Annotated in this window: 21 protein-coding genes and 1 pseudogene; 14 read left to right on the top strand and 8 right to left on the bottom strand. The window is 75.8% G+C overall.

Annotated features, from left to right (window positions below; genetic code table 11):
• Positions 1–2: 2 nt before the first annotated feature.
• From G7075_RS04240 to G7075_RS04210, 8 genes are all read left to right on the top strand, one after another.
• Positions 3–359 carry a DUF6527 family protein gene (locus G7075_RS04240; RefSeq protein WP_205860580.1) on the top strand — a complete coding sequence of 119 codons (357 nt, stop codon included), beginning with the start codon at positions 3–5 and terminating at the stop codon, positions 357–359.
• 4 nt (positions 360–363) lie between these two features.
• On the top strand, positions 364–498 hold the full coding sequence (locus G7075_RS21955) for a hypothetical protein (protein ID WP_256378045.1): 135 nt from the start codon (positions 364–366) through the stop codon (positions 496–498).
• On the top strand, positions 495–800 hold the full coding sequence (locus G7075_RS04235) for a hypothetical protein (RefSeq protein ID WP_166119182.1): 306 nt from the start codon (positions 495–497) through the stop codon (positions 798–800). Before G7075_RS21955 ends, G7075_RS04235 begins: the two co-directional genes overlap by 4 nt.
• Positions 801–803: 3 nt before the next feature.
• The gene (locus tag G7075_RS04230) at positions 804–1,160 is read left to right on the top strand and encodes a hypothetical protein (protein ID WP_166119180.1); all 357 of its coding nucleotides are present in this window, start codon (positions 804–806) and stop codon (positions 1,158–1,160) included.
• Positions 1,161–1,164: 4 nt separating this feature from the next.
• Positions 1,165–1,623 (top strand): hypothetical protein, encoded by a 459-nt coding sequence (locus G7075_RS04225; protein ID WP_166119177.1) that lies wholly within the window; start codon positions 1,165–1,167, stop codon positions 1,621–1,623.
• A gap of 11 nt (positions 1,624–1,634) precedes the next feature.
• Complete coding sequence (locus G7075_RS04220) at positions 1,635–3,932, top strand: hypothetical protein (RefSeq protein WP_166119174.1); 2,298 nt, start codon at positions 1,635–1,637, stop codon at positions 3,930–3,932.
• Between the two features lie 83 nt (positions 3,933–4,015).
• Complete coding sequence (locus tag G7075_RS04215; RefSeq protein ID WP_166119171.1) at positions 4,016–5,041, top strand: hypothetical protein; 1,026 nt, start codon at positions 4,016–4,018, stop codon at positions 5,039–5,041.
• Between the two features lie 105 nt (positions 5,042–5,146).
• Positions 5,147–5,359, top strand: coding sequence for a hypothetical protein (locus G7075_RS04210; protein ID WP_166119169.1), 213 nt, complete (start codon positions 5,147–5,149; stop codon positions 5,357–5,359).
• Between the two features lie 15 nt (positions 5,360–5,374).
• On the opposite strand, the gene G7075_RS04205 is transcribed toward G7075_RS04210, so the two are convergent.
• From G7075_RS04205 to G7075_RS04185, 6 genes are all read right to left on the bottom strand, one after another.
• Entirely contained in the window at positions 5,375–6,502 is a 1,128-nt protein-coding gene (locus G7075_RS04205) for a hypothetical protein (protein ID WP_166119166.1), read from the bottom strand.
• Positions 6,499–6,636, bottom strand: a complete 138-nt coding sequence (locus G7075_RS20770; RefSeq protein WP_240918009.1) for a helix-hairpin-helix domain-containing protein — start codon at positions 6,634–6,636, stop codon at positions 6,499–6,501. Before G7075_RS20770 ends, G7075_RS04205 begins: the two co-directional genes overlap by 4 nt.
• A gap of 38 nt (positions 6,637–6,674) precedes the next feature.
• Positions 6,675–7,490: an SLBB domain-containing protein gene (locus G7075_RS04200; RefSeq protein WP_240917883.1), complete on the bottom strand. Its 816-nt coding sequence runs from the start codon at positions 7,488–7,490 to the stop codon at positions 6,675–6,677.
• Positions 7,491–7,629: 139 nt separating this feature from the next.
• Positions 7,630–8,232 carry a glycerol-3-phosphate acyltransferase gene (locus G7075_RS04195; protein WP_166119163.1) on the bottom strand — a complete coding sequence of 201 codons (603 nt, stop codon included), beginning with the start codon at positions 8,230–8,232 and terminating at the stop codon, positions 7,630–7,632.
• Positions 8,233–8,236: 4 nt separating this feature from the next.
• On the bottom strand, positions 8,237–9,100 hold the full coding sequence (locus G7075_RS04190) for a DegV family protein (RefSeq protein WP_166119160.1): 864 nt from the start codon (positions 9,098–9,100) through the stop codon (positions 8,237–8,239).
• A 38-nt stretch (positions 9,101–9,138) separates the two neighbouring features.
• On the bottom strand, positions 9,139–9,726 hold the full coding sequence (locus G7075_RS04185; RefSeq protein WP_166119157.1) for a hypothetical protein: 588 nt from the start codon (positions 9,724–9,726) through the stop codon (positions 9,139–9,141).
• Positions 9,727–9,761: 35 nt separating this feature from the next.
• Between G7075_RS04185 and G7075_RS04180 the strand changes: the two genes are divergently transcribed.
• Complete coding sequence (locus G7075_RS04180; protein ID WP_166119154.1) at positions 9,762–10,499, top strand: response regulator transcription factor; 738 nt, start codon at positions 9,762–9,764, stop codon at positions 10,497–10,499.
• The gene (locus G7075_RS04175; RefSeq protein WP_166119151.1) at positions 10,496–11,785 is read left to right on the top strand and encodes a HAMP domain-containing sensor histidine kinase; all 1,290 of its coding nucleotides are present in this window, start codon (positions 10,496–10,498) and stop codon (positions 11,783–11,785) included. The genes G7075_RS04180 and G7075_RS04175 overlap by 4 nt, the downstream gene beginning before the upstream one ends.
• A 7-nt stretch (positions 11,786–11,792) precedes the next feature.
• Here G7075_RS04175 and G7075_RS04170 read toward each other — a convergent pair whose 3' ends face one another.
• Positions 11,793–12,200, bottom strand: coding sequence for a hypothetical protein (locus G7075_RS04170; RefSeq protein WP_166119149.1), 408 nt, complete (start codon positions 12,198–12,200; stop codon positions 11,793–11,795).
• A 214-nt stretch (positions 12,201–12,414) separates the two neighbouring features.
• On the opposite strand from G7075_RS04170, the gene G7075_RS04165 reads away from it, so the two are divergent.
• From G7075_RS04165 to G7075_RS04150, 4 genes are read left to right on the top strand one after another with little or no spacing between them, the layout of a single operon-like run.
• Positions 12,415–13,830: an FAD:protein FMN transferase gene (locus tag G7075_RS04165; RefSeq protein ID WP_205860615.1), complete on the top strand. Its 1,416-nt coding sequence runs from the start codon at positions 12,415–12,417 to the stop codon at positions 13,828–13,830.
• On the top strand, positions 13,827–14,429 hold the full coding sequence (locus G7075_RS04160; protein ID WP_166119147.1) for a ferric reductase-like transmembrane domain-containing protein: 603 nt from the start codon (positions 13,827–13,829) through the stop codon (positions 14,427–14,429). The genes G7075_RS04165 and G7075_RS04160 overlap by 4 nt, the downstream gene beginning before the upstream one ends.
• On the top strand, positions 14,426–15,685 hold the full coding sequence (locus G7075_RS04155) for an NADH-ubiquinone oxidoreductase-F iron-sulfur binding region domain-containing protein (protein WP_166119144.1): 1,260 nt from the start codon (positions 14,426–14,428) through the stop codon (positions 15,683–15,685). Before G7075_RS04160 ends, G7075_RS04155 begins: the two co-directional genes overlap by 4 nt.
• Complete coding sequence (locus G7075_RS04150) at positions 15,682–15,903, top strand: ferredoxin (protein ID WP_240917882.1); 222 nt, start codon at positions 15,682–15,684, stop codon at positions 15,901–15,903. Before G7075_RS04155 ends, G7075_RS04150 begins: the two co-directional genes overlap by 4 nt.
• 25 nt (positions 15,904–15,928) lie before the next feature.
• On the opposite strand, the pseudogene G7075_RS04145 reads toward G7075_RS04150, so the two are convergent.
• Positions 15,929–17,277 (bottom strand): annotated as a pseudogene (locus G7075_RS04145) (aminotransferase class V-fold PLP-dependent enzyme).
• Between the last annotated feature and the right edge of the window lie 26 nt (positions 17,278–17,303).

The following is a 17,303-nucleotide window of genomic DNA, read 5'->3' as shown; positions in this document are numbered from 1 at the left end:
CGGTGAAGGCCGCCCTCCGGACGGTCGACGACCACGGCCGCGAGTACCAGGCGCTGATGTTCGTCTGCCCGGGCTGTGCCCGTGGGGGTGACGTCGGACTGCACATGCTGCCCGTCGGCGGCGACGTGCCCGAAGGCCGCGCCCGTTGGGACTTCGACGGGGACCTCGAGACGCCCACCCTGTCGCCGTCGATCCTGACCCGCTACACGATGCACGGGACCGACGGTCCGCGCGAGTGGGTGTGCCACTCCTTCCTGCGGGCGGGGGTCTTCGAGTTCCTCACCGACTCGACCCATCCGTTCGCGGGCCAGCAGGTGCCCCTCCCGGACCTGCCCGACTGGGCCGTCCGCGAGGGCTGACCCCGTGTCCCGACTCTTCGACCTGACCGAGCGCCAGGTCGTCGTCGCCGTCATCGCGCTCGCCGTCGCCGGCCGGGGGCTCTTCGCCCTCGGCCGGTTCCTCGCCCACCCCACCCTCACCGCAAGGAGTGCCCCATGAGCAAGACCTCGGCCGACCCGCGCATCACGAAGCTGAAGGTCACCATGCGCCGGTTCCGCGTCGTCGCCCCCGAGGTCCCGGGCGGCCCGCCCGGTGTCCGGGAGGACGTCGCGGAGGACTACGTGAACCCGGAGTTCGTCGACGAGTACGTCGCGGCCGCCCGCGCCCGCGGCTGGGACGACGTCGCCGTCTCCGACGAGCCCGACGCCGGCCCCGGCGGCTACCACGGCCAGACGGCCGTGCCCGCCGGCATCAACCACCCCGAGGCCGGCACCGTCCGTCCCGCGACGCAGGAGGACTGACCGATGTCCGTTCGTACCTTGGCCCAGCGCAACGCGCTCGCCACCGCCTACGGCGCGGCCGCCCCATACGGCGCGCTGTTCACCGCGGACCCCGGTGCCACCGGCACCGCGACCGGTGAGCTGACCGGCGGGTCGCCGGCGTACAACCGCAAGGCCCTCAACTGGGGCGCCGCGTCGGCGTCGGCGATCTCCGGGGCGGGGACGTTCGACGTGCCCTCGGGCGTCACGCCGGCGTTCTTCGGAGCCTGCGTCAGCGTCACCCCGGGCACCGCGGACGTGCGCGACACCTTCGACATCGTCGACCAGCCCTTCGTCTCCCAGGGCACGTACACGATCAACGTCACCTACACCCAGAGCTGACGCCGTGAGCCTGCTTGCGGGGAAGGCGTACGACCCGGCGACCGCCGTCAGCAAGGCGACGACGGCGGCGCTGGCGATGACCGCCATCGACACCACGAACCTCCGCGTCGCGTTCACCGCCCCCGCCAACGGGACCGCCCTGGTCCGGCTGCAGGGGACGCTGCACGGGGCGACGACCTACCCGCAGATCCTGCTCGGGGTGCTGTCCGGTGCGACGGTGCTGGGTCGGGTGGCGCCGGCCGGCCTGGTCAACGGGGTGGCCGCGGCGACCACGTTCCTGACCGTGGAGGCGCAGTTCCTCGTCACCGGCCTGACCCCCGGCTCCGCGCAGACGTGGGACGCCGCCTACGGGGTCGAGACCGCGGTGGCGTCGACTGGGTTGAAGTACGGAGGGCCGAACAACACCACCGTGAACGACGCGTTCGGGCGTTCCTCTTCGAGGTCTGGGACGTCGCCTGAGTGAGGAGCTGACCGATGACGCACGGCCTGCTCCCCGTCCCGCTGCTGTCGCCGTCGCGCGCGCTCCTGGCTCCTGGCTTCACTGGCAACGTCGGCTCGAGCCCTGCCGGCACCGACGCCACGTCGACGACGGTCTCGGCCACCTACAACGGGCCCTGCACCTCTGGCGCCCAGGGGTGCATCGTCTTCGCGTGGGACGCCACCGCCGGGTCCCCGCCTGTGCCGGTCAGCGTCACGGACAGCACCGGCAAGGCGTGGTTGCTGATCGCCGACCCCAACACCGGGCTGAACTACTACAAGACCAGCAACGGCGCCGGGATCGGCGTCGCGTGGTGCCCCACCCTGACCGGCGGGACGACGACGGTGACCGTCACGTTCAGCGCGGCCGCGGGGTTCCGCCGCGTCGCGATGACCGAGCACACCAACCTCGCCTCGGTCGACAAGGTCGCGTTCGGTTACGCCGCCGCCGACGGGACGTCGTTCTCTGCCGGTCCCGTCACCCCCGACACCGCCGGGCAGCTCGTCGTCGGCGCCGCCCAGCAGGCATGGCGGGCCGCAACGACGTTCACGGCGGGCGCCGGCTTCACGAAGCGGGTCGAGGGCGCGGGCGACTACCAGTGCGCGATCGAGGACCTCACCCAGGCCAGCGCCGTCCCGGTCAGCGCCACGTGGACCGCATCGCTCTCCTCGCGCGCGCCGGTCGTGATCGTCACCTTCCGCCGCGCGACCGCCGCCGGCGGCGGCTCGTACGCGGGATCGGCCGGGCTGTCGGGCTCGGGCTCCCTCACTGCTGGTGCTGCTGCCATCGCCGCGAGCGTGGCCTTGGCGCTGTCGGGCTCAGGCACTCTCGCCGCGACGGGCACCCCGCTCGGCACCGGGGCGGCGACTCTGACCGGGTCCGGTTCGCTCGCCGCCGCCGGCTCCGGGGCAGGATCCACCAGCGCCGCGCTCGCCGGCTCCGGCGCGCTGGCCGCCTCTGGCACACCCCGCCCGGCGGCCACCGCCGCGCTCGTCGGGTCCGGGTCGCTGGCCGCGTCTGGGACGCCCCGCCCGGCGGCCACAGCCGGGCTCTCCGGCTCCGGCAGCCTCTCGGGCTCCGCCAGCCCGGGCGCCTCCGTCAGCGCCGCCCTGAGTGGCTCAGGGACGCTCGGCGGCACCAGCCGGCCGTCGGGGGCGTCCACGGCAGCCCTGTCCGGTTCTGGGGCCTTGACCGGGACCTCCTCGTCGGCCTCGTCCGTGGCCGCGGCCATGACCGGCTCAGGCAGTCTGACCGGGACAGCCGGCCCCGCCTCGACGACGGCCGCGAACCTCAGCGGGTCTGGCTCACTCGCGGCATCTGGCACCGTGCCTGCGCCGGCAGCCGCTGCCGCGCTCACAGGATCGGGCGCACTCTCTACCGCGGGCCGCCCGGCCGTTGCCGCCTCCGCGACGCTGAACGGCGCAGGGTCCCTCACGGGCAGCGACGCCACAGCACCATCGACCGCGGCCGCGCTCGCCGGCACCGGCTCCCTGACGGGCCCCGGGCGCACTGGCGCGACGTCCGTCGCGTCGCTGTCCGGGACTGGGACGCTCAGCGCGTCGAGCTCGGCGAGTGAGAGCGCTACCGGTTCCGCGGCACTGATGGGCGCAGGAGCGCTCAGTGCAGCCGGAGGCGCGGCCGTCCGCCTCACGGTCTCCCTCACGGGATCAGGCCAGCTGTCGCCCTCGAGCCTGCCTTCCGTCGAGCTGAGTGCCGCCCTGTCCGGCGCCGGGTCCCTCTCGGGATCGGGCACCGCATCGAGCTCGAGCCCGAGCGGCCTGTCGGGTGGGGGCACCCTGTCCGGCGCCGGTCACGCCACGGCGCCGGCACGGGAGGTGACCTTCCTCGGCTTCGAGGAGCGGGTCCGTCCCGTCGCGTTCGCGGAGATCGGCCGTGCCGTCGACTTCGACGAGCGCACCCGGCCGCTACGCCTGCTCGAGCGTCAGCGAGCTGTGGCCGTCGACGAGCACCACCGTCCCGTCACCTTCCAGGAGGTCCCCGTGAAGCTGTCCCCCTTCGGCCGGGAGTACTACGACCCCGGCCCGTCGACCACGCCGGCGGTCGCGGCCGAGACCTGGCGGGCGTCGTTCGACGGCGGCCAGACCTGGCAGGAGCCGTCGTCGACGGCGGCCGGCCGGCCGAAGTGGCTCGTCGCCGGCGCGCGCGCGCCCGAGGACGAGGACGTCGACGTCGCCGCGGTCATCAGCGTGGAGACGACACCGGAGCTGCGGGCCGTCGACAACCCCGAGGTCATCGCTCGCCCTGGCCCGACCATCCACCTCCGTCGCAGCTGAGCCACTCACCACGAACCCGACTGGGCGCGCCCTTGCGTGCCCCGGCCGGGACCTTCCCTGCCCCCACCATCCGAGAGGTTCCAATGACCACCACCACCAGGCGGTACGCCGCGGCCGCAGCTGCACTCGCGGTTGCGGCCTTCGCCGGCGCTGTCGCGCTCGGCGCCAGCCCCGACGTCCGCGCGACGTGCACGAAGGACCCGAAGGTGACGCAGGGCGCCACCGTGGTGTCATTCGACGTGCACTGCTCGGTGCCGCTCGCGGCGGCCGCGACGGTCACCGTCACGGCGACCCCGACGGACACGCCGGCGGAGCCGAGCCCGAGCGGGTCGACGTCGCCGTCGTCGACGCCGTCCTCGTCGTCGACGAGCACGCCATCCCCGTCGGCCACGGGCGCTCTGCCGACGGAGGCGTCGGTCGGCACCACGGGCAGCCTCACGAAGCGCGCCGGCGGCACCCTGCCGGCCGGGACCTACACGAACGTGGAGTTCACCAGCGCGGTCCGGCTCGACGCCGCCGGGGTGACCCTGCGCAACGTCAAGGCGCCCGCGGTGACGATGTACGGGACCGGCCGGTACGTCCTCGACCGGGTCGACACCGGCGGCGTGTTCGTCGACTCGTACTACAACGCGATCGACGGCGTCACCATGACCGGGGTGCGGGTCCGCGGCTCCGACGGCGACGGCGTCGACATCTTCTCGAACACCCGCTTCCAGATCAGCAACGTGGTCATCGACGGGCTGATCGCCGACGGGTTCACCTTCCCGTCCGGGTCCGACGCGCACGGCGACGGCATCCAGGTCCGGGGCGTCACGAACCTCGCGCTCCGGAACGCGATCGTCGACATGGGCCCGTGGCAGCCGCAGAAGAACGCCGCCCTCTACCTCGAGGACGTCGGGCAGGGCATCCGCAGCGTGACCGTCGACAACGTCCGGCTCGCCGGCGGTGGGTACACCTTCTACACCGCGCCCGCCCGCGCCGCGTCGACGCTGCGGAACGTGAGCATCTTCCGCTCCGGCAACTGGGGACCCGTCCTCGTCGAGGGCAACAAGGCAGACTGGACCTTCACCAACGTGACCGGCCCGGCCGGCCAGCAGCTCACCCCGTAACCGCCGGCGCTCGAGCGCGCCACCCTGCACACGAAGCCGCCCCCGGCTCGGTCCTCACGGACTGGGTCGGGGGCGGCTTTCGTCATGCCCGGGTAGCCTCCGCGGATGGGCGAGCAGCGGGGCGGCTGGGTCTACCGGACCTTCCGGTGGCGCGAGGGCGACGGCGACGCCAAGGCCTGGCGCCGGCAGCTCGCCGACGACGGATGGGAAGAGTCCGAGTACGGGGTCGGCGAGTGGTCGGTCATCGACGGCCAGCGTGGCTTCGGTGTGACTGTCCGGCGGTGGATGGAGCGACCGGGCGCGACGCCACCGCGGTGAGTCAGGCGTCGACGCTCACGGGCGCCACTCGTTGAGCAGGTTGGGGTACTCGGCGTGGCCGGCGGCGGCCCGGCAGTCCTTGCAGTGGAGCATGTACGCGATCCGCGTCACCGGGTACAGCGCCGACAGCCGGTCCCAGAGAGCCCCCTGGCCGATCGGGGCGGCCATGTACTCGAGGTTGAACTGGAATCCGTCGACCAGGCCGATCCCGTGCGGGCAGGCGGTGAGCGTCCCCTTGCGCACGATGACGGGGAAGTCGGTCGGCTTGCCCTGGCGCTGCCAGAGACGCTCGGCGCGCGTCCTCCGGGCGGCCTTGAGCGGCTTGCGCACCATCCGTGTAAACGACCCCATCTTGACTTTCCCTCCGGAGACGGCGGTGAGATGGGTCATGCCGGTGGCGAGCATCGCCTCGGTGAGGTCGGGCGGCGTGCGGCTGGTGTCGCCGATGACGAGGCCGGGCAGCAGCCCGCGCGCGTCGGCCGGGGCGTCGTCGACGGCCGCGCGCAACCCGGAGCGCAGCCGCTCGGCGGCACCGGCCACCGCCCCCGGCGGCGACAGGACCCGCACCGGACCGGAGACGGCGAGCGTGGCCAGCCGGTCGTCGGCGGGGTCGAGCGGCCCGAGCCGGCCGCGGACGAGCACGGTGGCCCGCCAGCCCGGGCCGACCAGCGCCGGGCCGCCGGTGAGCAGCACCGGGGCCGAGGCCGCCCGCGCGCGGCCCCGCCCGGTGAGGACCTGCACGGTGCCGTCGCGCAGGACCCGCGCCTCGCCGTCCCGGGAGGCCACGCGCACGGGGTCGCCGGTGAGGACGACCTCGGCGACGACGACGGCCCGCTCGTCCGCGAGGTCCCGCACCCCGCCGCGCTCGCGCACCACGCCCTGGCCGAACGCCGCCGTCTGCAGGAGGGCGAGGAGCACGACGCACAGGGCGAGCGGACCCCGCAGCCCGCGGGCCCGTCCGCCGGGGTCGCGACGGGCGAGGACGGCGACGACCCCCGACAACAGCATCGACCCGGCCACCACGAGCACCCTTGTGCCCCAACCCGACCCGAGCGTGGCGGCGGCCACGGCCCAGGCGACAACCGCCGGCGCGAGCAGGCGCAGGTCGCTCGGGTCGACCCGAGCGGGTTCGACGGTGCTCACGGCACGACGAGGGGTCGCAGCTGCGCGAGCAGCTTCTCGCCGATGCCGGACACCTCACCGAGCTCGTCGACGCTCGTGAACCGGCCGTGCTCGGCGCGCCAGTCGACGATCCGCTGGGCGAGGACCGGCCCGATGCCGGGCAGCGTGTCGAGGGCACCGGCATCTGCGCTGCTCAGCGAGACCTTGCCCCCGCGGGCGCCGCACCACCGCCGGCCCCTCCCCCGGCACCTCCTGCAGTCCCGCCATCGGCGACAACCTCTCCGGGCTTCGGCACCCTGACCTGCTCGCCGTCGACGAGCAGCCGGGCGAGGTTGACGGCGGAGAGGTCAGCACCCCGCGACGCACCGCCGGCCGCGTCGACGGCGTCGGACACCCGTGAGCCCACCGGCAGCCGCTGCAGCCCCGGCCGGCGCACCTGCCCGACGACGTGGACGACGACCACCCCGGTTGACCCGGGCGAGGGAGCCGTGGAGGGCGTGGCACCGACCGGCGAGGGCGACGCCCCGCTCGGCACCCCGACCGCGGCCGCCCCCGCCGACACCCCGCTCGGGGCGGCCCGGGCGCCACCGCCGGGCGCGACGACGTCACCGTCGTCGGAGCGGGCCCACGCGACGCGCAGCCCGAGGACGAGCACGGCCGCGACGGTGACGAGGACGACCCCGAGCACGGCTGCCCGCCCGGGCTGCCACCGCGCACCCGAGAGCGCCGACGGCAACCGGACCCACCGGCCGGGGCCGCCCAGCCGCTCCGGTCGTTCCCGTCGCTCCGGCACCTCCGGTCGTTCCGGGCGCCCGACCCGTTCCGGTGCCTCCTCCCCCCATCCCCCGTTCCCGAACTCGACCGTCTCCGGACCCTCACCGCCCCGGGCCGCCGACGGCCGCTCCGGCACCCGCGGTACCCAGCCGCCCGACGGCGTCGACGCCCGCCCGCCGCGCAGCCAGGCCAGGGCCCTCGGCGAGAGGGCGGTCGGGTCGGGGCGGTCGCGCATCCCCCGACGCTAGGCAGCCGCTCCCCCGCGCCGACCACCCCGACGGACATCTGTGGACGACGACCCGCCCACCACCCGCCTGTGGACGACCGGTCGGACCCGCACGCACCGGCACCCCCGCACCCCCACCCGCGCGACGTCAGCCGCGCCGCACCCGTCCCCACCACGCGACGACGTTGCGCCGGTGCCGCGACAGCACGAGCAGCGCGAGCAGCACGAGCCATCCGCCGACGAGTCCCTGGACCGGCGCGAGGCCGACCATCCCCAGTACCCCGATGACGACGAGGACCACGGTGACGACGACCGAGGCCTCGCCGATGTACTTGGTCAGCGACACGGCCACCGCGAAGACGAGCACGGCGACGAGCCCGACGAGCGGCACGACCGCGAGGATCGCGCCCAGCGCACACGCCACCCCCTTGCCGCCCCGGCCGCGCAGGAACGGGCTGAAGACGTGCCCGAGCACCACGGCCAGCCCGGCGACGAGGGCCGGGACCGTCCCCATCGTGCGGAGCACGAGCACGGTCGGCAGGTAGGCCTTGGCGACGTCGAGGAGCAGCACGAGCACACCCCACTTGCGCCCGAGCACCCGGCCCGCGTTCGTCGCCCCGGGGTTGCCCGACCCGGACGCGGTGAGGTCGCGACCCAGGGCACGGGCCAGCAGCGTCGCGGGGTTGACCGCCCCGACGAGGAAGCAGACCACCGCCACCGCGACGACCTCGAGGAGCACGACGAGGACCATCGGCTCAGCCGGCCGGCCTCGGGACGACGGCCACCGCAAGCGTCCCCGGCCCGACGTGCGCACCGACGACGGCCCCGAGCTCGACGACCTCGACCGGCGACCCGGGCAGCCGGCTGGCCAGCCGCTCGGCGAGCCGGTCGGCGCGCTCGCGCGAGTCGAGGTGGTGCACGGCGACGTCGACGCCCGTCGCCCCGGCATCCAGTGCCGCCTCCGCCGCCTCGACGGCGATCTCCTCGATGCGGGCGATGGCCCGGCTCGAGGTACGGACCCGCTCGAGGGGGACGATGTGGCCCTCGCGCAGCCCGAGGATCGGCTTGATCGACAGCGCCGACCCCACGAGCGCCCCCGCCCGCCCGATGCGCCCGCCGCGACGCAGGTACTCGAGGGTGTCGACGTAGAAGACGACGGTGGCGCCGGCGCACGTGGCCCGGACGAGGTCGGCCACCGCCTCCATCGAGCCACCCTCCTGCGCCAGCCGCGCCCCGGCGAGCACCGCGTGCCCCATGACCATCCCCAGCGCGCGGGAGTCGACGACGGTGACCGGCACGGGCGAGTCCTCGGCGGCGAGCCCGGCACCGCCCACCGTGCTCGACAGCTCCCCCGAGATGTGCACGGAGACGACCGAGTCGGCACCCGCCCGGGCCGCCTCCTCGTACGCCTCGAGGAAGGCACCGGGCGCCGGGCGCGAGGTCGACACGGGCGTGAACGAGCGCAGCGCCGAGGCCACCTCGTCGGCGCCGACGTCGAGGCCCTCGCGGTGCTCACGCCCCCCGATGACGACGTGCAGCGGGACGACGTGCACGGGGAGACCGACCAGGGCGCCCACCGGGAGGTAGGCCGTCGAGTCGGTGACGATGGCTGTGGTCACCCCCGAAGGCTAGTGGCCCGCCGGCGGGGTGGCCCGGCCTACTCGCTGCCCCGCGTCGGCACGCCGTCGGCGCAGAAGAGCACGAGCTCGACCTCGCCCTCTTCCTCGACGGTGGTGCCCGCGGTGGCACCGGCGGCCACCGCCGACGCGTCATCCTCGCTGGAGGCGTCCTCGCGCCCGGACCCGCTGCGCGAGAAGTGGATCTCGAGCTTGCTGGACTCCCGCTCGTCCTCGAAGCGCCAGCCGTCGCGCACGGTGATCGACTCGGCCTCGATGCGCGAGCCGGTGCACCCGGCGACGACCGTGCCGCCCACGGTCGTGAACGACCGGGTGCGCGTCGACGGGGGGTCGGGCGTCGAGGTGGCCGGCGGCGGGTCGTCGGTGGGGCGCTTCGTCGGCTTCGGGGTCGAGGAGGGGGTCTCCGGGTCGTCGTCGGGGTCCGGGCTCGCCGGCGCCGAGGAGGAGGTCGTGGCCACGGGGGCGGCGGCGACGGTGCGCATCGCGGAGGCCTGCCCGACCCCGCTGCCCGCCTGGGAGACGACCGTGAAGGTCAGCCCACCCACGACGACGACGACCGCGAGCCAGCCGAGCACGAGACCGAGGAGTGTGCCTCGTCGCGGCGTCACGCGTCCCACCCCCTGCCTGCTCTAGCGTGACCACTGTGGCACACGTGCTGGTCATCGAGGACGACCCGGCGATCCGGTCCTCCCTCATCCGCTCCCTGAGCGACCGGGGCCATGCCGTCACCAGCGCGCCCAACGGCCTCGACGGGCTGCGGCAGGCCCTCGACGGCGGTCCCGACCTCGTGCTGCTCGACCTCGGCCTCCCGGACCTCGACGGCCACAGCGTCCTCAGCATGCTCCGGGCGGTGCGCGACACACCGGTCATCGTCATCACCGCGCGCGACGACGACCCCTCGGTCGTCAAGGCCCTCGACGCCGGCGCCGACGACTACGTCGTCAAACCCTTCGGTACCGCCCAGCTCGAGGCCCGGATGCGGGCCGTGCTGCGCCGCAGCGGAACCGACGGACCCCTCGAGCCGATGACCGTCGGCGGGCTGACCGTCGACCCCACGGCGCGCGAGGCCGCCCTGCACGGCCGGGTGCTCGACCTCTCGCGCCGGGAGTTCGACCTGCTCGCCTACCTCGTCCAGCACGAGGGCGAGGTGGTCAGCAAGCGCGACGTGCTCGCCGACGTGTGGAACCAGCCGTACGGCGGCGGCGAGCGCACGGTCGACGTCCACCTGTCGTGGCTGCGGCGCAAGCTCGGCGAGAGCGCGGCCGCCCCGGTCTACCTGCACAGCGTGCGCGGCGTGGGCGTCCGGCTCACCGCCCCCGCCACCGACGCTGCCGACCCCGACGCCACCCGACCCGACCCCGACGACGACGCGTCCGGATGACCCGCCGCATCGCCTGGCTCGTCGCGGCGACCACCTCGGCCGTCGTCGTGGCCTTCGTGCTGCCCCTGTGCTTCCTCGTCGCCAACCTCGCGAGCGACCGGGCGACCACCCGCGCCCGCGACCAGGCGCAGAGCGTGGCCCGGTTCACCGCGACCCTCTCCGACCACGAGGTGCTCGAGCGCACCGTCAACGAGCTGTCGTCGCAGGGGCCGGCGGTCTCCGTCGTCGAGCCCGACGGCAGCCTGCTCGGCGGCGCACCGCTCCTCGAGGCGCACACGCTCGCCGCCGTCGAGCGGGCCCGGCGCGACCAGGAGGCCTTCACCGTGCGCCGCGCGGGCGGCCTCGACGCCCTCGTCCCCGTGGCCACCGCCGAGGGCCTCGAGGTCGTCGTCGCGAGCGTCACGGACGACGAGCTGCGCGCCGGCGTGCCGCGGGCCTGGCTGACCATCGGGCTGCTGGGCCTGGGCCTGGTCGGCGTCTCGGTCGCCGCGGCCTGGAACCTCGGACGGCGCGTCACCGTGCCCGTCAGAGAGGTCGCCGAGGTCGCCCACCGGCTGCGCGAGGGCGACGCGTCGGCGCGGGCCGTGCCCGGTGGACCGCCCGAGACCGCCGAGCTGGGCCGGGCGCTCAACGCCCTCGCCGACCGCATCCACGGCCTCGTCGAGGCCGAGCGCGAGAACGTCGCCGACCTCGGGCACCGGCTGCGCACCCCCGTCACGGCCCTGCGGCTCGACACCGACCTCGTCGACGACCCCGAGGTCGCGGAACGGCTCCGCGAGCACGTCGACCACCTCCAGCGCAGCATCGACGACGTCGTGCGCGAGGCCCGCCGCACGGTCGCGACCGAGCTGCCGGCGCACACCGCCCCGGGCGCGGTCGTCGCCGAGCGGGTCGACTTCTGGCGTCCCCTCGCCGAGGACCAGGGACGCGACCTCGACCTGCACGTCGACAGCACGACGCCCCCGGTCGCCCTCTCGGCCGAGGCGCTCGGGGAGCTGCTGGACACGGTGCTGGACAACGTGTTCGCCCACACGCCGGAGGGTGCGGACATCCAGGTGTCGGTGACGCCCGACGGCGACGACGCGGTGCTGCTCGTCGAGGACGCGGGCCCGGGCATGACCCTGCCGTGGCGCGGACGCGGTCACAGCGCCCGGGGCTCGACGGGACTGGGGCTGGCGATCGTCCACCGGCTCGCCGAGAGCGCCGGCGGCGGGGTGGAGCTCGGGCGCTCGAACCTCGGGGGGCTCGCCGTGCGGGTGGCCCTGCCCACCACGCACACCGGCTGACCGGGGCTCAGTCGTCCTCGTGGTCCCCGCCGTGGTCCTCGTCACCGTCGTGGTCCTCGGGCTCGTCGGACTCGTCGTCCTCGTGGTCGTCGCCGGCCACCGGGTCGCTCGTCGGCGCCTTCGTCGCGGGCCGGCTGCGGCCCGAGCTCGACGTGCCGGTGCCGCTGCTGCGGGGCGCCGCCGGCAGGACGACGACCGGGCCCGGCTCGTGCGTGACGCAGACGCCGTGCTCCAGCTTCGCGGGGGCGCGGCAGCCGGCGAGGTGGGTGACCGTCGGCGTCGGCACCGGCGCGAACGTCGGGGCGACGGGGACGGTCGTGGCCGCCCGGTCGGGCGGGCCGGTGGTGGCGTACACGCCGACGGCCAGGAGGCTGCCGACGAGGGTGCCGGTGGCGATGGTGCTCGAGAGGGACACGGGGCCTCCGTGGACGAGGTGCAGGGAGCACCAGCGTGCGGGCACGGAGGTCAAGGGCAGGTCGTGCATCCGATAAGAGGTGGTTAAGAACAGCGTGAAGGACCTCGGCCGGCCCGGGGCATGACGTGTCCTTAACACGGGGATGACGCGGCCTTGTCGGGCCGCGGGGCACCGTGGTGTCCAGTCGACCACCCCGTCCACCCAGGAGACCCCGGTGAAACCCCTGCTCACCCGAGGCCAGCGCGACCGCTCGCGCGTGCTCCTCACCGTCCTCAGCGGCGCCCTCGCCGCGGCGGCCGTCACGGCCACCGGCGCCGCGACCGCCGCCGTGGCGCGCGAGAGCGCCCGCGAGGACGCCACCAAGGCCCGCGTCAAGGCCGACGCCGACGCCCGGGCCGCCCGCGCCTACCACGACAAGCTCGTCGCCTGGGCGGCCGCGCACCCCGCCGTCGTCACCAAGGCCCGCAGGACCCGCACCGTCGTGGGCCCCAAGGTCGTCGTCCGGGCGTCCGGCGCCGGCTCGGCCCGCGTCGGCGGCGGGTCGTCGTGGTCCTCCGGCGGCTCGTCCGGCGGTGGGTCCTCCTCGGGTGGCGGGGCGGCTCCACCAAGTCCGCGCCGCCGCCCCCGCCCCGCCGCCGCCCCCGCCGAGCACCGGGTCATGACCTCGGTGGCCGGTGTCGAGGGGGTCCGGCTGCACCCCGAGCACGGCGCCGCCTCCTGGCGGGCGCTCGGCACCTACGTCGACCTGCGCACCGAACCGTCCGCCCTGGCGGCGGCGGTCGAGCTGGTCTCGGGCGTCCTCGACGAGGTGGATGCCGCGTGCAGCCGCTTCCGCGACGACAGCGACCTGGCGCTGGTCACCGCGAGCGCCGGCCACCCGGTGCTCGTCTCCCCCGTTCTCGTCGGTGCCGTGCGCGTGGCCCTCGAGGCCGCCCGCGAGACCGACGGCCTCGTCGACCCGACCCTGGGCGCCGTGCTCAGCGGGGCCGGCTACGACCGCACCTACGCCCTCGTGCCGAGCGAGGACCCCTCTCCCGCAGCCCTTCCGACGCGACGCGGCTCATGGCGCGACGTCGTCGTCGACGACTCGACCGTCACCGCACCGCCCGGCGCCGACCTCGACCTCGGGGCGACCGGCAAGGCCTTCGCCGCCGACCTCGCGGCGCTGGCCGTCGTCGAGGAGCTCTCCGTGCCGGTGCTCGTCAGCGTGGGCGGCGACGTCCGGGTCGCCGCGCCCGACGGCCACGACGTGTCCCGGCAGCCGGTCCGACTCGGCCACAGCCTCGCCGACCTCGAGGCCGGTTGGGACTCGCTGACGGTCGTCGTCGGGGCCGGGGGCATCGCCACCTCGAGCGTCTCGGCCCGTCGCTGGCGCCGGGGTGGCCGCCAGTGGACCCACCTCGTCGACCCCCGCACCGGCGGCCCCGTCGACGGACCCTGGCGCACCGTGACCGCCCTGGGGCACACCGCCGTCGCCGCCAACACCGCGTCCACGGCGTCCGTGGTGCTCGGGACCGCGGCCCTCCCCTGGCTCACCGCGCGAGGCGTCGCCGCCCGGCTCGTCGCGCACGACGGCCGGGTCAGCACCACCCTGGCGTGGGACGCCGCCGAGACCGAGGAGTCATCGTGACCTCCCCCCTGCTCTGGTACCTCAACCGCGGGACGGGCGTCGTGCTCGTCGTCGTGTTCACCCTGACCGTCGTGCTCGGGGTGCTCGCGACCGGCCGTGGCGTCAGCCGCTGGTGGCCGCGCTTCGTCACCCAGGGGCTGCACCGCGCGCTGGCGTCGCTCTCCGTGCTGCTCCTGCTCGCCCACGCCCTCGTCGCGGTCGTCGACGAGTACGTCGACATCCGGTGGTGGCAGACGGTCGTGCCGTTCGGGTCGACGTACGAGCCGCTGTGGCTCGGGCTCGGCACCGTGGCCCTCGACCTCACGGTCGTCGTCGTCGCGACGTCGCTCGCGAGGGCCCGTCTGCCGCACCGGCTCTGGTTCCTCGTGCACCTGACGACGTACGCGGCCTGGCTGCTGGGTGTCGTGCACGGGCTCGGCATCGGCACGGACGCCGACCTCGGCTGGTCGGTCGTGCTCACCGCGACCTGCGTCGGGGTCGTCGTGCTGGCCGGGCTCTCCCGGCTCATCGGGGTCACCCTGGGCCGTCGCCGCGCCGAGCGCGAGCGCTGGGACGCCGACGAGCGGTCGGTCGGCGTCGTCGCCGGGGGCTCGCGATGACCATCCTGCCCCCGGCCCGGCTCGAGGTCCGCCGCGGACCCCTGCTGCTCTCCGGGGTCGACGACGGTCCGACGCTCGCCGCGCACCGCGCCCGGTTCGGCGAGCTGCCCCGCACCGAGCTCGCGCTGCTCGTCGACCTCGCCGAGTCCGCCGCCGTGCGCGGCCGCGGCGGCGCCGGCTTCCCGCTCGGGCGCAAGCTGCGCACCGTCGCGTCGCACCGGGGGCGGGTTCCGTCGAAGCGGCCCGTGGTCGTCGTCAACGCCGCCGAGGGCGAGCCGGCCAGCGCCAAGGACGAGGCGCTGCTCGCCGTCGCCCCCCACCTCGTGCTCGACGGTGCCGAGCTCGCCGCCCGGGCCCTCGGCGCACGCCGGGTGCACGTCGTCACCTCCGAGGACCGTCCGCTGAGCGGGCGGTCGGTCGCCGCGGCCGTCGCCGAGCGGGGCGGGAACCTCGCGTGGAGCACGCACGAGGCCGAGGGCCGGTTCGTCGCCGGCCAGGCCCGGGCGGTGCTCGAGCTGATGGCCGGCCGGCCGGGCCTCCCGGTGACGGCCTGGGTGCCCGAGGCGATGGAGGGGCACCGCGGCCGCCCCACCCTGCTGTCCAACGCCGAGTCCTTCGCCCACCTCGCCGCCCTGGCCCACCTCGGCGCCGCACGGTACGGCGCCCGGGGCACCGCCGACGAGCCCGGCACGATGCTGCTCACCCTGACCCAGCCGCCGGACGACCGGGGTCGCATCGACCTCGCGACGGTCGTCGAGGTCGCGCACGGCGACCTCGCCACCGACGTGCTGGTGCCCGCCGCCCTGCGTGCGCCGCTGCTCGTCGGCGGGTTCCACGGCGCCTGGCTGCACCCCCGCGACCTGCGTGGCCTCGCGTGGTCCCAGGCCCACCTCCGCCCGCTCGGAGCCTCCCTCGGCGCCGGGGCGGTCGTCTCGCTCGCCGACGGCTCGTGCCCGGTGGCGCGCACCGCCCAGTGGACGAGCTACCTCGCCGACGAGACCGCCGGGCGCTGCGGCCCCTGCCGCAACGGCCTCCCCGCGCTCGCCGAGGAGGTGCGCGGGCTGGCCCAGCGGGCGGACACCCGGCGCCGCATCGGACAGCTGACCGGGCTGGTCACCGGTCGGGGCGCCTGTGCGCACCCGGACGGCACGTCACGCCTCGTCCGCTCGCTGCTGACCACCCTCGGCGACCACGTCGAGGCCCACCTCGACGGCGCGTGCGGATGCCGCGCCTCCTCCCGGGTGAGGGTCGCGTGAGCGCGGCGGCGGCCGAGGGCGGCGACTCGGTGCTGCGGGTCGACTGGCCGCAGTGCCGGGCCCGTGGCCTCTGCGCCGAGCTGCTGCCCGAGCGCATCCTCCTCGACGAGTGGGGCTACCCCGTGGTGCTCGGGCCCGTGCCGGACGACGAGCGGGCGCTGGCCCGCGAGGCCGTCACGGCCTGCCCCCGGCGCGCGCTGCGGCTCGTCCGGTCCTGACGGCTCGTCGCGACGCCGTCACGGCTCACCAGGGCAGCGCGACGTCCGGGGCCCGGGCGTCGTCGACCGGCTCCCACCCGCGGGCGGGGTCCTGCCGGTAGGCGACCCGCGGTCCGTGTGCGGCGAGGTCGGCGACGGCGGCCACCAGGCGCTCGACGTGCTCGTCGGTGGTGCCGATGCCGGCGCTGGCACGCACCGCGGTCGTGTGCGCCGGGTCGGCCCCGCGCTCGAGGAGGGCGTCGACGAGCAGGTGGGCGCAGAACTTGCCGGCGCGCACCCCGATGCCGTGCTCGGCGCTGAGCGCCGCGGCGACGAGGTGGCTGTCGAGGCCGTCGACGGTGAACGCGACGACCGGCACGCGGTCGTGCGCGTCGCCGAACGTCGAGTGGGTGCGCACGCCCGGGACGGCCCGCAGCCCGTCGAGGAGCCGGGACGTCAGCCGCTCCTCGTAGGCCTCGATGGCCCCGCGGTGCTGGCGGACGGCCGCGCAGGCCGCCGCGAGGGCCACCGCGCCGAGGACGTTCGGGCTGCCGCCCTCGTGCCGCGCGGCACCGGTCGTCCACGTCGTATCAGCCTCGGAGACAGCAGCACTCGCACCACCACCGGCGAGGTACGGGTCGGCCGCGTCGAGCCAGTCGCGGCGGCCCACGAGGGCGCCGGTACCGAACGGCGCGTGCAGCTTGTGCCCGAGAAGGCGACCCAGTCGGCGCCGAGCGCGGCGAGGTCGACGCGGCGGTGGGCGACCAGCTGGGCGGCGTCGAGGAACACCCGGGCCCCGTACCGACGGGCGACCTCGACGACCTGCTCGACCGGCCAGACCTCACCGGTGACGTTCGAGGCGCCGGTGACGACGACGAGCGGGGCCGGGCCGTCGGTCAGCCCGACGAGCGCGGACTCCAGCCGTCCCAGCGCCTCCTGGGGCGAGGCGGGGACGGGCAGCCGGTGTGTGTCGGCGGCCGGCCAGGGCAGCAGCGAGGCGTGGTGCTCGGACCCGAAGACGAGCACCGGCGTGCCCTCGGGCAGGGCCCGGGCCAGCAGGTTGGTGGCGTCCGTCGTCGTCCGGGTGAGCACGACGACGTCGTCCTCCCGGGCGCCGACGAAGCGGGCGACCTCCTCGCGGGCGGCCTCGTAGTGGGCGCTCGTGACCCGGCTGAGCCATCCGGTGCCGCGGTGCACGCTCGAGTAGGTGCGGGTCGCGGTGGCCACGGCGCGCACGACCGACTCCAGGGCGGGGGTCGAGGCGGCGTGGTCGAGCTGGCCGTACTCGACGAGCTCGCCGGTGACCAGGGGCACCCGGTCGGGCCGGACCACGGCCGGCAGCCGGCGGGTCAGGGCGGGCGCGAGGTGCGTGACGGTGGCGTGGTGCGTGGACATCGGTGCTCCCGAGGGACCGGAGGACC

The organism is Phycicoccus sp. HDW14 (assembly GCF_011383005.1).
In the GTDB taxonomy this organism is placed as follows: Bacteria; Actinomycetota; Actinomycetes; order Actinomycetales; family Dermatophilaceae; genus Phycicoccus.
The sequence above is the reverse complement of the archived record's forward strand: the minus strand, read 5'-3'. Positions and strand labels throughout refer to the sequence as shown.